The sequence below is a fragment of the Lactiplantibacillus paraplantarum genome, from assembly GCF_003641145.1.
GTDB classification, from domain to species: Bacteria; Bacillota; Bacilli; order Lactobacillales; family Lactobacillaceae; genus Lactiplantibacillus; species Lactiplantibacillus paraplantarum.
Genome location: NZ_CP032744.1, coordinates 2641511 through 2655397, shown reverse-complemented (window position 1 = coordinate 2655397; position 13887 = coordinate 2641511). Strand labels below are relative to the sequence as shown.

Here is a 13887-nt window from a genome sequence, read left to right as displayed (position 1 = left end):
GAATTTAGTCGTAATCTGGATTAAAAATTAGTGACTTGTTTAATGTTTGCTTTTAATACGGGTAATTTAACAGCCGGGCTAGTTTTCTTATTCGGGACGCGTTGAGTAATACGTAACCCATGACTGCCGTGCTTTAGTTGGGCGTTCGAAAGGAAAAGGTTAGTTCTTGGGCGGGTGGCTTTAATGGTCTTGAGGTAACGACCATTTTGCGTAATCGTGAGTGTCGTGTGACTGGCATTGGCAACCGTATAATGGATGCCCTTAGCCGTTTGTTCAGCACTGATGACGATTACTCGCGGCGCCGCGTAGCGCTTGGCTGGAATGGTTGCTAGTACTTGTGAGCCGTCGACGAGCTTAAAGGTTCCGTAACCTTGAAACGGCTGAGTAATCGTGAATTTACCGGCTTTAACGGTCGAAGTTGCGACCGGTTTACCCTGATAGTTTAAGACGAGTTTGGCGTGACGACTTGTTTGGCCCCGAATGATCAAAGCATGGGATTGGGAACTGTAAGTAGTCGTGACCTTCTTAGTCGCGGCCGTGGCTGTTGTCGTGAGTCCTCCTAAGCTAGCGACTGTGGCAACTGCAATAACTGAAAGCAAACCTTTGTTAACACGCATGGCGAGTACTCCTTTCTAACAAGGCGTTCGGTGTCTTGGCTGATTGGATTAGTGCTGTCGATGTGGTGGTTAAATACAATGACATGGATACGGTTAGCCCCCCATAGCTTAGTTGGATTATAGCAGGGAAGCAGTTTGCCAGTAAAAGATTGTCGATAATTAGTTGGTTATCCAAATAATTAATTTGGTGATGTGGAAAAATATCACATGATGTAAATGTGGTCCTTATTCTATGGTAACAGTCGTTGTAACTGTATGTGAGTGTTGAATGGCCTTAAAGGGCCTGTTATATCTGCACATCGCATTTATTATTGCTCCCACACATACTGAATTATTATCATCGTAATCTGTTTTTGCAAAAGATATGATATATTGATTGTCCTGACTGCTAATTTCAGGTACCCTAAACAGGAGACCACAATTATGAGGAGGAACGATTGATGAAGATTTTGATGCCATATTTTAAGCGGTATCGACTAGACGTCTGGATTGCGATGTTGTCGGTCATCGTCTTAGTGTTTGCGACGTTATGGCAACCGCGATTATTGCAAGTCATTATGGAAGCCATTATCAAGAATGATCAGGCCACGGTATTCCGTGAAGGGCTGATGTTGCTTGGTTTGGCTGTACTGGGAATTATCGGTGGGATTGTGAATACGATATACGCAGCCCGGGTGGCCCTTGGTGTGGCGACCGACTTGCGAGCTGACCTGTACGCTAAGGTCCAGTCATTAGCCTACGCTGACGTGGAAAAATTTTCACCGTCCAACTTAGTGGTACGAATGACGAACGATATTAATCAAGTCCAACAGATTGTAATGGCTGGCTTTCAGCAGATTACTCGGATTCCATTACTATTCATCGGGGCACTGATTCTCGCTGTGAAGACGATGCCTGAGCAGTGGTGGGTCATTGTTGTCATGATGGCAGTAATCTTAGGGGTCGCACTGATTGCGGTGCGGCGGATGACTAAATACTTTGCACAAACGCAACAAGATATTGAAAACGTCAATACGGTTGCCCGTGAAAACTTAATGGGGATTCGGGTTGTTAAATCGTTTGTTCAAGAGCCAAACGAGATCAAAAAGTTTTCGGCTGCGTCCGACGAACTGACTGCCGTGACCGCTAAGATTGGGTACTGGTTCGCCATTTTAATGCCGGCATTCTTTTTGACGGCCAATGTGGCAGTCGGGGTCGCGGTATACTTGGTTGGTCAAACGATTACCACGCACCCGTCTTATTTAGCAGCTATTACGAGTTTTATTTCTTATTTAATGCAGATTTTATTTGCCGTGATCAATGGTGGCTTTCTCATGACATTTGCGTCGCGGGCCGTCATCTCACTTGGTCGGATTGACGAAGTGATGGCTACCGAGCCAAGTATGACTTACGTTGATGGCGACGCAGCGCCCGTAGCTGGTGACATTCATTTTGACCATGTGACCTTCACTTATCCGGGAGATGCGCAGCCAACGCTAAAAGATGTGACCTTTACGGTAAAAGCGGGGTCCATGCTGGGTATCGTTGGCGCTACTGGATCTGGTAAAACGACCTTGGCGCAGCTGATTGCGCGCTTGTATGATCCGGATAGCGGGACTGTCTCCATCGGTGGGATTGATGTGCGGACCTTACCAGAAAAAGCACTTCGATCCACGGTGGCCTATGTCTTACAACGGTCCACCTTGTTTTCTGGCACGATTGCGGGTAACTTACGGCAAGTTAAGCCGGACGCCCAGCCTAGTCACATGCAATGGGCGGCTAATATCGCGCAGTCCGCGGAATTCATTGAACGGTTGCCGCAGACGTACGATGCCCCCGTGGAAGAACGCTCACAAAACTTTTCGGGTGGTCAAAAGCAACGGCTAGCGATTACGCGCGGTGTGATTGCGAATCCAGAAATTTTAATCTTAGATGATGCCACTTCAGCATTGGATGCCCGTTCTGAAAAACTCGTTCAGGAAGCTCTGGACCGCGAATTGAAATCAACAACGACTGTGGTGATTGCTGAAAAGATCGCCTCCATTATTCGTGCGGATCAAATCTTAGTCTTAGATAGCGGTCGGATCTCAGGGAGTGGGACCCACCAAGAATTATTACAAGACAGTGCGATTTATCGCGCTATTTACCAAACGCAAAAAGCACGGGAGGAGGGCTTACATGAGTGATTTACGCAATGCTGGTAAATATTACTGGCACTATTTAAAGCGCTACTGGTTAGGCTTCTTGCTAAGTGTGATTCTGATCGCCTTTTCAACTTGGTGTATTGTCATCGCACCGACTTATTTGGGCCGAGCGGTGGAAGAACTGACGCAGTACTTGCAGCAGTGGACCAATCAAGCGACTCGGACACAAGCGAGTTTGCAACCGTTCAACCGGACGCTGATTATCTACGTTTTGCTGTATGTCGGTGATGCTAGTACGATCTTTATTGCCAGCTTGATTTTGGCACGCGTGACGGCCTTTTCGACCGGGACGATGCGGGTGGGCCTATTTCGGAAGATGCAACGGATGAAGGTTCAGTACTTTGATACGCACAGTGACGGGGATATTCTAGCTCGGTTTACCTCTGACCTAGATAATATTTTTAATGCCATGAACCAGGCCTTACTCGAAATTTTATTGGCTGCGGCGCAGTTTGTTGGCTTGCTAATTGTGATGTTTAATCAAAACACCACAATGGCGTGGGTGACGATGGCCTCTACGCCCGTCGCATTAATTATCGCGGCGTTTGTCATGCATAAGGCCGGCGTGGCGGTGAACCAGCAACAAGATGATATTGGTCAATTGAATGGTTATATTAATGAGCAGATTACCGGCCAGAAAGTCTTGATTACCAACGGTTTACAGCAGGACTCCTTGAACGGCTTTCACCAGTATAACGGTAAGGTCCGGCAGTCAGCATTGACGGGTCAAATCTGGTCTGGCATTTTGAATCCGCTGATGCAAGGAATGTCGCTGCTTAACACGGCCATTGTCATCTTCTTTGGCTCATGGTTAGCGCTGAATGGGAGTATGTCGACCGGGGCAGCCTTGGCGCTGGTCGTGGTGTTCGTTAACTACGCCCAACAGTACTACCAACCAATTATGTCATTGACGAGTTTATATAGTATGATTCAATTAGCGATTACTGGTGCACGGCGGGATTCATGATGAATTATTGATCGATAATGTGCGCTTTAGTTATTTACCAGATAAGGAAATCTTACATGGGGTGTCGATTCATGTGCACCGCGGTGAGATGGTGGCACTCGTTGGCCCGACTGGTTCGGGGAAAACGACGGTGATGAACTTATTGAATCGCTTCTATGATGTTGATAGTGGTGCGATTACGTTTGATGGGGTGAATATTCAAGACTTTGATCTCCAGGTGCTCCGGCAAAATGTCGGGATTGTCTTACAGGAACCCCAGTTATTTACGGGCACGATCGCGGACAATATTCGTTACGGGGACCCAACGGCTAGTATGGACCGGGTCATCGATGCAGCGAAGCAAGCCAATATTCATGACTTTGTGATGAGCCTGCCAGATGGCTATCAGACGCGCGTTTCCGACGAACAGAGTATTTTCTCAGCGGGGCAAAAGCAGTTGATGTCGATTGCCCGGACGATTTTAACCAATCCGAAATTATTGATCTTGGATGAAGCGACTTCGAACGTTGACACGGTGACGGAAGCCAATATTCAAGCCGCAATGGACAACGTCATTCAAGGACGAACCAGCTTTGTCATTGCTCACCGCTTGAAAACAATCCTGAATGCCGATAAAATCGTTGTATTGAAGGATGGTCAAATTATTGAACAGGGGAACCACCATGATTTATTAGCGGCAGACGGCTTCTATGCGGAACTGTATCGTAATCAGATGGTCTTTGAGTAATGAAAGTATAAGGAGTCGGACATGGCAGGGCAAGAGCAACAAGTACGGGTCTCAATTCCAGTCTCAGCATTAAAACGAGCCGGGATTGACCGTGATGATCAGTTACAGTTAAAGGTGCGTAATGACGCACTAGTCTTAGAGAAAATTCAGCCACGGCAACCGCAGTGGCAGCAATACTTGATAATTTGGCCGCTGTTAGTTGCAATCCTATCAGGGTTAGCCAGTTACGGGTACTGGTGGTTTCAAAAAGTTAGGCCGGTTCCACTGACGGGCGCGCAATCAATCGGGAGTTTGACGATTGTGGCCGGCGTAGTTACCGGCGCCGTGCTATTTATTGGGTTCTTCTTAAAAACACGTAATGATCCAGAGAATCGATTTTCGCGGCATATTTATTGGCGGAACTTCCCGGTCATTACGATTGCATTTATTATGATCTTAGCCTTTGCGCTAGTCGGAGCTTTCTGGGTATTAGAATTATTGTTTCCAGATGTCATTTTCGATCGCTTTACGTCTATGTTGCTACTGGTCTTGTTTACGTATTTTGCGGATGCGTTCATGATTAGTGCCGCGCTGACGATTAATGCGCGGTCGTTATCAACGATCTTAACGGTGGTGATTGTCAGTGGCTGTGTAATCTCAATGGCGGCTAATGGTCAACGGCGGTGGTGGCAGCATAATTTAAGCTTTCTGGGAACGCATGCCGCTGAAAATGCTTGGCAATTCAATCTCACACTGATTTTTTCGGCGCTGTTAATGGTCGTATTAATCGATTACCTATTTGTCTCGCTTAGCCGAATTTATCCACGTACTTGGCGGACATCAACGTTGCGGATACTATTGACGTTGACCGCCATCGATTTTGGAGCGGTCGGGCTATTTCCCAACAACCTGACGTTTCACTGGTTACATGACTTGGTCGCTGGTGGTTTGGTCACGTTATTAGTCTTGCTGATTGTGGGTGTGCGCTGGTTATTACCAGCCGTGACGAAAGATTTCCTGTGGTTATCTTACGGCGTTGGCGTGGTACTATTATTGCTCAACTTCGGCTTTCGCTGGTTTGGCTACCCATCACTAACGGCATTTGAAATTCAAGCCTTTGCGATTTCATTTGGTTGGCTGCTGATGTTATTTTCACGTCTGCAAGCGTTAGTTAATGAAGATCCGGGATTACTGACGATTAAGTTGGAACAGGAAAGTGCAGTAGCCGATAATTAGGTCGTATAGTCGATGTTCTCAGCTTATCGAAAATCAATGTTTTAAAAATAATCTTGTAAGTCACGGTAGATAGTGAATTACAGGATTATTTTTTGATAAAAAACTAGTATTCACATGAGTTTTATTTTATAATTAAGGGGAACAGATGTTCTGCGATGCTTTAAATCAGGAGGTGGTTACGATGAAGCGTACTTACATGGCAATTGATTTAAAGTCATTCTATGCTTCAGTAGAGTGTGTTGCGCATCACTTAGATCCACTGAATGCGAACTTAGTAGTAGCGGATACTAGCCGGACTGATAAGACGATTTGCTTGGCAGTATCGCCGGCCTTGAAACAGTTTGGTGTTCCAGGTCGGCCCCGCTTATTTCAGGTTGAACAACGGGTGACTGCTTTGAATCGTGAACGCAGCTGCCAAACGTCATATCAGTATGTTCAACGACATCGATCCATTTATCGTGACCAACTATTACGTCAGCCCAAGCTAGGGATTGATTACCAGGTCGTTCCACCACGAATGAGTTATTACATGCAGCAGAGTGCGGCTATTTATGATATTTATCTGCGATTCATCAAGCCTGAGCATATTCACGTTTACTCGATTGATGAGGTTTTTATGGATATAACCGAATATTTACAAACCTATCAGGTGACACCCCATACGTTAGCTAAGGCCATGATTCATGAAATTCAAGCAGAGACGGGGATTACGGCGACTGCTGGGATTGGAACGAACCTGTACTTGGCCAAGGTCGCAATGGATATTGTGGCTAAGAAGATGCCTGCCGATAAAGATGGTGTACGGATTGCGCAGATGGACGAATATCAGTATCGGCACTATTTATGGGCCCATCAACCATTGACTGATTTTTGGCGCGTGGGGCATGGTTATGCCAAACGATTAGCGGCGCTGGGGTTATATACGATGGGAGATATCGCGCGTTGTTCATTAGGAACTTTATCAGATTCGTGGAATGAAGACGTCTTGTACCGGGAGTTTGGGAAGAACGCTGAACTTTTGATTGATCATGCTTGGGGGGCAGAGACCGCCACTTTAGCTGATATTAAACACTATCATGCTAGCGAACATGGAATCTATGCCAGCCAGGTACTCATGCGACCATATACTTATGCAGAAGGTCGGTCAGTCTTGCGCGGCATGGTGAATAATCTAGTTCTTGAACTCGTTAAGCGCCAGGTCGTAACTGATCAACTGGGGATACGGATTGATTATGATGCGCAACGGTCGGAGAATGCGGCTGATTATCAGGGGGCGATGACTGAAGATTATTATGACCGACGTGTGCCTAAGCCAGCTCATACAACCGTAAAATTGGCGCAGGCAACGGCCTCTCAGCGAGAAATAGGGACAGCGTATCAGCAACTTTATCAGCAAGTGGTCAACCACCACTTGCTGATTCGGCGGGTAACGGTGATTGCTAATCACCTTGTTGATGAACAGCAATTAAGCCAGCAACCGCGGTATCAACAGACGAACTTATTTGAAAATCCAGACATTGCAAAAAAACGCGATCAGATTGCTCAGCAGCAACGTGAACGCGACCAGCGTTTACAACAAGCGATTTTAAACTTACAACGAAGTTCCGGTAATAAAAATGTCGTGATCCGTCTGGCCGATTTAAAGACCGGTGCAACCACGATTGAACGTAACGAACAGATTGGAGGTCATCGCGCATAATGACAACTGATCATCAAACACAGACTGCGGCGTTATTCAATGATACGAGCCAGTACGCCGATATTATTGATCGACCACAGCCAGTGGCAAAATGGCACTTACCAATGCCGCAAGCTGATCGTGCAGCTCAGTTTGCCCCATTTGCTGCTTTGACCGGCTATCATGAACTAATTGGACAACGGGCAGCAATCTATGCCCATAAACATTATCCAACCAAGCAGGCTAAGCAACGGGTTGTTGCACAGTTAAAAGCGGTTACGGCTTTGCCAGCCATGCCGCAACTGAATATTGATTACTTTAATGATGCGGTCGGTTATTATCAGACGGCGACCAGCCAATTATGCCGGTTAGACTGGAAACGTGGGCGCGTTTATTTCACAACGATTGCCAGTATCGCCATGGCCAACATCCGTAGCGTTTCTATAGCGAATCCCAAAGATAAATGAGCACCCAGTAGCAAGCAGCTACCTGGTGCTCATTTAAACTCCTGATTAGTAGGGGCGGATACGATACTTACTTAGCAGTAATCTGCATGCGACCATTGCGTTTCGAGGTGTACAAGTTGCCATCGACGCGTTGATAAAAATCCGTGGGAGTCTGATCGTGTGCAGTTAATTCCGATAAGCCCACTGAAATTGAAAGTTGAATCTGGTGATCATTAACTGGAACGACGATGTGATTAATGGCCATGAATAACTGCTCGGCAACTGGCCGTGCTTCATTCAAATCATAGCCGGGAAAAATCACGTTGAATTCTTCGCCACCCGTTCGGTACAACGTGATTTGAGGATTATTCGCTTGGAAGACCGTTTCAGCGACTTGGGTAACGTGTTGTAAAATCTTATCACCGGCGAGATGACCATAAGTGTCATTCACTTGTTTAAAATGATCGATGTCAAACATCATCATAGTTAACTTTAAGCCGTTTTTACGACTGACTGTAAAGTGGTAATTAATTGCGTTAGTGTACGCAGCAAAGTTTTCGGTCTTGGTGAGGGCGTCGTGATTCGCAAACGAGACGAGATTCTGTTTAAGCTGAGCGTTGGCGGATAACATACTAGCGTAAATGTAGAGGAGGACTTCAAAGACTAGTAAGTAACTCCACTCTTGCAAGTAAGTTTCCCAGGATAAGTTGAATTTGAGTTTCATTAACCACCATAAAATAGCGCCAAAGCTTGCACATACTAACAAATAAATTGCGATTTGTCCGTTTTTAGTTTGTAACGGCACGCGTTTACGGAGCTGTCCCAGTACGGTAAAGAATCCAATCAAAACGATTGCGTGAGCCCATGATTGCCAGTAACCAATTGACTGATTATAGATCATAAAGATGAGGACGAGTGGATACAAGTAATAATAGTGAACCCGAATATTAAGAAAGTAGCCACAGAAGGTCAGGGCGATCAGCTGAAAATTCATAAAAGCCCACGCGTCACTTTGACCGATAATTAAAGACTGCATACCAAAAACAAAGACCATCATATAAAGCAAACCGTACCAGTCATTGATTATTGCTTCATTGACCGAGTGGTGGTGTGTTTTCAGAAACGTGAGTAGCCAGTTTTGTGATACCCAATAGAGTGTTAAGACTCCCAGAATAAAAAAAACACTAGTAATAAACGGTGAAATCGTCCAATGTGACCAAGTCATACGCCAAACACCTTCCAAGTTACTAACCATACATTGGTTTAAATTAAATTACATAGGACTAAGTATAGCCCTTTAACTGCTAAATAGCGACCATGATTGCCCCGCTTTGGTCTTTTTAATCAATAATGATCGCAACCGTTGACAAACTAGGACAGCGCGTTCAGGACGTTGATATTAAGGACATTACTGTAATCTAGTATCATGTGGATTATCAAAATGGCCGAGTTGATGGGGTGTGCGCGTTGGCAACGATGGTCGTACGGCTACTTGGGGTTTAAGCGGAGTCGGGATAATTCCTCGGTGATCCGGCCGGGCGGTGATAAAGCCGGTGTTTACTAGCCAAGCATTGACGGTGACTGGACCGACGAATTGAAAGCCTATTTGACGTAATTGATGTGCAACCTGGTCCCCAGTAATAGTGGTACGTGGCAGGTCGCTAAAGTATTGGCAATTTAAGACGAGCTGTTGATAATTTAGGTGCTGCCAGAGATAGGCTTCAAAAGATTGCGTGCATTGAATTTGTTGGATCAATTGTGCATTGTGAATAACGGCCTTGATTTTGCGTTGATTGCGGATAATGTTGGGGTCGTGGCATAATCGAATAACTTGGGACGCATCATAGGCGGCGACGGCCGCAATGTCCCAATTGTGAAATGCGTTTCGAAAGGCGGCTCGTTTATTTAAGACTAGCGACCAATTCAGACCAGCTGCGAAATTGCCCAGACTCAGAAATTCAAATAGACGTTCGTCACAGTGCGGGGGCAGCCCCCATTCATTTTCAAAATAATACCGGTAGTCCGCGTAATACGGATAGTAGCGATTAAACAAGGGGTCATCATCGAACCAAGTAGTGATCATCAGGACAGTCCTCATTTCTAAATTGTTAGTGGGGGATATCAGTTAGTTACGTTAACTGGGCTGATCGACATGTTCTTAACCCCAAAAATTGCCCAGCCGATGAGCGGCGAGCAATTGGTGAGTTAGCGGTGATCTTTAATGACTAGATTGGTTGGCATGTGGCGGACCAGCTTGGCCGCATGATCACGCTTGATTTGTGTCACAATGGTGGTCAAACTGACCGTTGCTGTCAAATCCTTTTGAAAAGTATGAACGCCGAAACTATCATAGGTTACCTGCCCATTTTTGAACGTAAACCAGTTGGGCTGTAGTTGCTTAGCGCTAGCCTGAATGTGTTTATCTGGCCAAACTAAATACTTGGTTTGCCCATTTTCAGTGTAGATTTCAACTTGCCAGCCTAATTGAAAGTCACTAACTTCCTGCCAGCGTTGAATTTTAAGATGCTTTACGGCGTAGTAAATAATGCAGCTGAATCGTAGCGCATCATTATTTTTAACGGTCGCCATGGTAATCGGTGCAACGTGATGGCGGACCCGCGTTTGGCGAACGAATGGTGTGGTGGTTGGTGGCTGGTGTAAGGTGAACAGACCGACAATAATACCAATAGTAAGAATGGTCAAACTAGTAACTAAAATTTTTTTCATTATAAACTCCTCAGAACAGAAATGTAAAACGTAAAAATTACTATTTACAACATCATGAAATATTGTTATGCTTTAAAACGTAATGATTACTATTTAAAAAGGGGTGTCAATTATGCAACGATTTTGGCGATTATTAGTTGGATTAATGATTAGTGGGGGCATACTGGCGGGATGTCAATCAAAGCAGCCAGCCGCCGACACGGCTAAAACGAACATCGTTACAACAACGGATTTTTATGGGAGCGTGGCCAAGGCGGTTGGTGGCAAACACGTCACGGTGACGTCCATTATTAATAAGCCGTCCGTGGACCCACATGATTTTGAACCGACGCCAGCTGTGGCTAAGACGGTTAGCAAGGCGGACATCGTGGTTGCAAACGGACTAGGCTATGATGGTTGGATGAATAAGGTCGTTCGGTCAACGAAGCAGGCGAAGTTGATTCGGGTCGGCGAAGATGTGTTACACCGTAAAGCCGGCGTTAACGAACATCTGTGGTACGATGCTCAAACGATGCCAGCAACCGCGAACTATCTTGCTAAGCAGTTGGCTAAGCAACAACCGCAATACCGAGCTTATTTTAAAGCGAATGCCAAACGATATATTGCGACACTTAAGCCGATTCAACGCGAACGAGCAAAGTTACAAGCTAAAGCGAAAAAGATGCGGCAGCGGCAAGTTCTAGTTAGTGAACCCGTTTTTGACTATGCACTCACTAGTTTAGGCTTTAAAGTTGGCAATCGCGATTTTGAAAATGCTGTTGAAAAGGGGACGGATCCATCGCCACAAGTAATCCACAAGATGCAACGGGCATTGAAACAGCGCCAAGTAGCTTTCTTTGTGAATAACCAGCAAGTCAGTGATAAACTCGTTGCTAACATGGTATCGTTGGCTAAGAAAAATCACGTGCCAGTACTATCGGTCACCGAGACGATGCCAGCACACCTGACCTATCAACAGTGGATGCTCAAACAGTACCGGCAACTTAACCAGTTGTTAGCCGATTAGCGGTTGTAACTGCAAGGCAACGACGCCAAATTGACGGACTTGGGCAGGTGAGTACAATGTTTGCATTTCTTGAACCATTTGCGCTACCGACGTTTCAGGGGCACTACCAACTTGAATGGCTGTGTACTGGCTCAGGAGGGACTCAAAATCAACATATGTCTCAATTCGTATGATTTTAGTCGTCAGGGGTTGACCAGTTGCTAAATCAATAAAAGTTACTAGTTCATCGACGTGTAAAGCTTGACGTTTGGTGTCGTTCAACCGGATCTCGATTGTTTTAATGCCAGCTTTTATCAACAACCATTGTGAATGAACTAATTGCATCGTTACCATCAATACCACTTCCTGTTAGTTTAGCCTTAATTATAGTCGATAACTAACAAAATAGGTGCGTAAACATTGGCCCTGCCTCTTCTGAGTGTTGCTTAATAATGATTGGTAGGTTAATACCGTCTATAATTGGGACCAAGCGATAGGGGGAGATGGGGAAAATGACAAAACGAACACTGATTCCAGTAAGACTTTGGATCGTGGGGATTGTGAGCACCTTGATTATTATGTATGCGTGGAGTCGCTCACTGTTAGGTCGACCGTTGCAATTGGGTAATCAACGTTTTACTTGGCTCGGGCTAGTTTATTTAACTGGCGGCTATCTTTTTCTGTTAGTCGCACCATGGCTGACGAATCGCTTAGCGCTGACGCCTTTTGAATTTATGGCGATGACTGATCACTTGGCACTCGGTTGGTTGGGCTATCTGGTCTTAATATTAGTCGTTCCCGTGTGGTTTCAACCGGCTAATTCGGGACTTGTACTGGGCATAATCTTTGCAATTGTTGGGGGAATCTGTATTGACGTTCCACGCAATGGTGTTTGGGGCGTCCGCATACCTTGGACATATGGTTCGCCGATGATTTGGAAGAAAGTGAACGGGTTGATGGGGCGCTTGCTGTTAGTAGCTAGCTACAGTATGGTTGGTGTTGGCTGGGTTTGGCCAGCAGCTTTTCCAATATATCAAGTGGTTGTGATTGTGGGAATTCTTGTTTTAGTGTTGGCCTACGCGCACCAGTTACATTTAACATTATAAGCATGCGCCAAAAAAGGCTGGGAATTTCCCAGCCTTTTTGATGTGCGATTTTTAATAAAGCGCCCAAGCTTGCATGCCTTGTGCGTGGTATAAATTAACGGCAGCGTCGATTTGTTGTTGGACGGAGCCACCGCTAATATGAATGTTTTGGAATAAACCGTAGGCACCACTTGCGCCGTTAACGACGTGTGGTTGCCAGTTGGATTCACGATTGATAATGTGATTCCAAGTTCCAGCATCAACGCCAGTCCGCGCTTGCATTTGACCCAGCACGTAACTTTGTAAGTTATCGCCAGCGTTAGTTGCCGGTGTCGTCGCTGGGGCTGTTGCTACTGGTTCACTAGTTTGAACCGGAGCCGCTGGTGTTTGAGCTGGTGCAGTCGAGTTGTTGGCTGTTTCAACTGGTTGTGTCGGTGCCGGTTGAACCGGTGCGGAAGTGACGGGTGTTGCTGGTGCCTGATTAGTCAGCGGTTGGTCGGTCGCACCCGGAATCCGTAATTGTTGGCCTGGTAAAATTAAATGGCCGTGAATGTTGTTGGCCGTTTCGATTGATTCAATGGTGGTTTTGTATTCTTGTGAAATTGCCCAGACACAGTCACCCTTCTTAACGGTGTAAGTTGCGTCGGCGTTCGCAGAAACAGTTCCGGCCATCAATAAGCCAACCGTTGCAGCAGATGTTGTTAAGATTGTGGTTAATAATTTTTTCAAGTTAAACTCTCCTATTTTGTAAACAATCAGCGTGTCGTGACAATTTGTTGATCAACAAAAAATAGTATAGCGGCGTTTTGTTACTTGAACGTATCGGTAATTTTAAGAAGGGATTGCGAGATTCTGAGAAAATAATGGCGGCAAAATATTTTCCGCGAGTATTTATTGTGGCGCTGACTGGCTGTAACCGATTCAATATATCGCTAATTAATATAAATAATGTAACAAAAATATGTATAAAATAATTTCAAAAAACAGTGATGATTGAGTCTGTTAGCTAAAAAAGTCGTTATAACTGTGATTCAGGCGACGTTCTCTATATCGAAAAGTTAATAGGCATCATCATAAGTAACTAAGTTGGTGGCAATGAATTGATGGGTGTATCTTAATGTGCACAAAAAGAAATTGGAACAAAACTAAAAGTGTTCAGTCTCTTAAGAAAAGACTTCTTCTCAAGAAACTGAACACAATTTTTCTGTCAATATTGTCGAAACGTGTGCCAAAAGTTTGCTTGCTCCGCTTAACCCA

Annotated in this window: 12 protein-coding genes and 1 pseudogene; 7 read left to right on the top strand and 6 right to left on the bottom strand. The window is 45.3% G+C overall.

Translation table 11 applies throughout. The features are described 5' to 3' along the window. Nucleotides 1-20 precede the first annotated feature (20 nt). Nucleotides 21-617: a hypothetical protein gene (locus LP667_RS17115; RefSeq protein ID WP_021730023.1), complete on the bottom strand. Its 597-nt coding sequence runs from the start codon at nucleotides 615-617 to the stop codon at nucleotides 21-23. 440 nt (nucleotides 618-1057) lie between these two features. On the opposite strand from LP667_RS17115, the gene LP667_RS13075 reads away from it, so the two are divergent. From LP667_RS13075 to LP667_RS13055, 5 genes and pseudogenes are all read left to right on the top strand, one after another. Next, nucleotides 1058-2782: an ABC transporter ATP-binding protein gene (locus tag LP667_RS13075; RefSeq protein WP_021730024.1), complete on the top strand. Its 1725-nt coding sequence runs from the start codon at nucleotides 1058-1060 to the stop codon at nucleotides 2780-2782. Then, nucleotides 2775-4494: pseudogene (locus LP667_RS13070) on the top strand (ABC transporter ATP-binding protein). Before LP667_RS13075 ends, LP667_RS13070 begins: the two are co-directional and overlap by 8 nt. A 21-nt stretch (nucleotides 4495-4515) precedes the next feature. Continuing rightward, complete coding sequence (locus LP667_RS13065) at nucleotides 4516-5709, top strand: ABC transporter permease (RefSeq protein ID WP_021730026.1); 1194 nt, start codon at nucleotides 4516-4518, stop codon at nucleotides 5707-5709. A gap of 181 nt (nucleotides 5710-5890) precedes the next feature. After that, a complete protein-coding gene (locus tag LP667_RS13060) occupies nucleotides 5891-7408 on the top strand; it encodes a Y-family DNA polymerase (RefSeq protein ID WP_021730027.1) in 1518 nt (505 codons plus the stop codon). Further along, entirely contained in the window at nucleotides 7408-7854 is a 447-nt protein-coding gene (locus LP667_RS13055; RefSeq protein ID WP_021730028.1) for a hypothetical protein, read from the top strand. Before LP667_RS13060 ends, LP667_RS13055 begins: the two co-directional genes overlap by 1 nt. 67 nt (nucleotides 7855-7921) lie before the next feature. Here LP667_RS13055 and LP667_RS13050 read toward each other — a convergent pair whose 3' ends face one another. From LP667_RS13050 to LP667_RS13040, 3 genes are all read right to left on the bottom strand, one after another. Beyond that, a complete protein-coding gene (locus LP667_RS13050; protein ID WP_021730029.1) occupies nucleotides 7922-9058 on the bottom strand; it encodes a GGDEF domain-containing protein in 1137 nt (378 codons plus the stop codon). Nucleotides 9059-9241: 183 nt separating this feature from the next. Further along, nucleotides 9242-9916, bottom strand: a complete 675-nt coding sequence (locus tag LP667_RS13045; protein WP_021730030.1) for a DNA-3-methyladenine glycosylase I — start codon at nucleotides 9914-9916, stop codon at nucleotides 9242-9244. A gap of 122 nt (nucleotides 9917-10038) precedes the next feature. Next, entirely contained in the window at nucleotides 10039-10560 is a 522-nt protein-coding gene (locus tag LP667_RS13040; RefSeq protein WP_021730031.1) for a hypothetical protein, read from the bottom strand. A gap of 112 nt (nucleotides 10561-10672) precedes the next feature. Here LP667_RS13040 and LP667_RS13035 point away from each other — a divergent pair, with 112 nt between their 5' ends. Beyond that, complete coding sequence (locus LP667_RS13035) at nucleotides 10673-11566, top strand: metal ABC transporter solute-binding protein (RefSeq protein ID WP_021730032.1); 894 nt, start codon at nucleotides 10673-10675, stop codon at nucleotides 11564-11566. Here LP667_RS13035 and LP667_RS13030 read toward each other — a convergent pair. Continuing rightward, nucleotides 11555-11899, bottom strand: a complete 345-nt coding sequence (locus tag LP667_RS13030; protein WP_021730033.1) for an ASCH domain-containing protein — start codon at nucleotides 11897-11899, stop codon at nucleotides 11555-11557. The genes LP667_RS13035 and LP667_RS13030 overlap by 12 nt on opposite strands. Before the next feature lie 158 nt (nucleotides 11900-12057). On the opposite strand from LP667_RS13030, the gene LP667_RS13025 reads away from it, so the two are divergent. Next, complete coding sequence (locus LP667_RS13025; RefSeq protein WP_021730034.1) at nucleotides 12058-12651, top strand: SdpI family protein; 594 nt, start codon at nucleotides 12058-12060, stop codon at nucleotides 12649-12651. A gap of 51 nt (nucleotides 12652-12702) precedes the next feature. Here LP667_RS13025 and LP667_RS13020 read toward each other — a convergent pair whose 3' ends face one another. Next, nucleotides 12703-13359: a LysM peptidoglycan-binding domain-containing protein gene (locus LP667_RS13020; protein WP_021730035.1), complete on the bottom strand. Its 657-nt coding sequence runs from the start codon at nucleotides 13357-13359 to the stop codon at nucleotides 12703-12705. Nucleotides 13360-13887 lie beyond the last annotated feature (528 nt).

Excerpts from the sequence above, each read along its gene's own strand:
- LP667_RS17115 (WP_021730023.1), bottom strand. The coding sequence starts at position 617 with ATGCGTGTTAACAAAGGTTTGCTTTCAGTTATTGCAGTTGCCACAGTC.
- LP667_RS13075 (WP_021730024.1), top strand. The coding sequence starts at position 1,058 with ATGAAGATTTTGATGCCATATTTTAAGCGGTATCGACTAGACGTCTGG.
- LP667_RS13065 (WP_021730026.1), top strand. The coding sequence starts at position 4,516 with ATGGCAGGGCAAGAGCAACAAGTACGGGTCTCAATTCCAGTCTCAGCA.
- LP667_RS13060 (WP_021730027.1), top strand. The coding sequence starts at position 5,891 with ATGAAGCGTACTTACATGGCAATTGATTTAAAGTCATTCTATGCTTCA.
- LP667_RS13055 (WP_021730028.1), top strand. The coding sequence starts at position 7,408 with ATGACAACTGATCATCAAACACAGACTGCGGCGTTATTCAATGATACG.
- LP667_RS13050 (WP_021730029.1), bottom strand. The coding sequence starts at position 9,058 with ATGACTTGGTCACATTGGACGATTTCACCGTTTATTACTAGTGTTTTT.
- LP667_RS13045 (WP_021730030.1), bottom strand. The coding sequence starts at position 9,916 with ATGATCACTACTTGGTTCGATGATGACCCCTTGTTTAATCGCTACTAT.
- LP667_RS13040 (WP_021730031.1), bottom strand. The coding sequence starts at position 10,560 with ATGAAAAAAATTTTAGTTACTAGTTTGACCATTCTTACTATTGGTATT.
- LP667_RS13035 (WP_021730032.1), top strand. The coding sequence starts at position 10,673 with ATGCAACGATTTTGGCGATTATTAGTTGGATTAATGATTAGTGGGGGC.
- LP667_RS13030 (WP_021730033.1), bottom strand. The coding sequence starts at position 11,899 with ATGGTAACGATGCAATTAGTTCATTCACAATGGTTGTTGATAAAAGCT.
- LP667_RS13025 (WP_021730034.1), top strand. The coding sequence starts at position 12,058 with ATGACAAAACGAACACTGATTCCAGTAAGACTTTGGATCGTGGGGATT.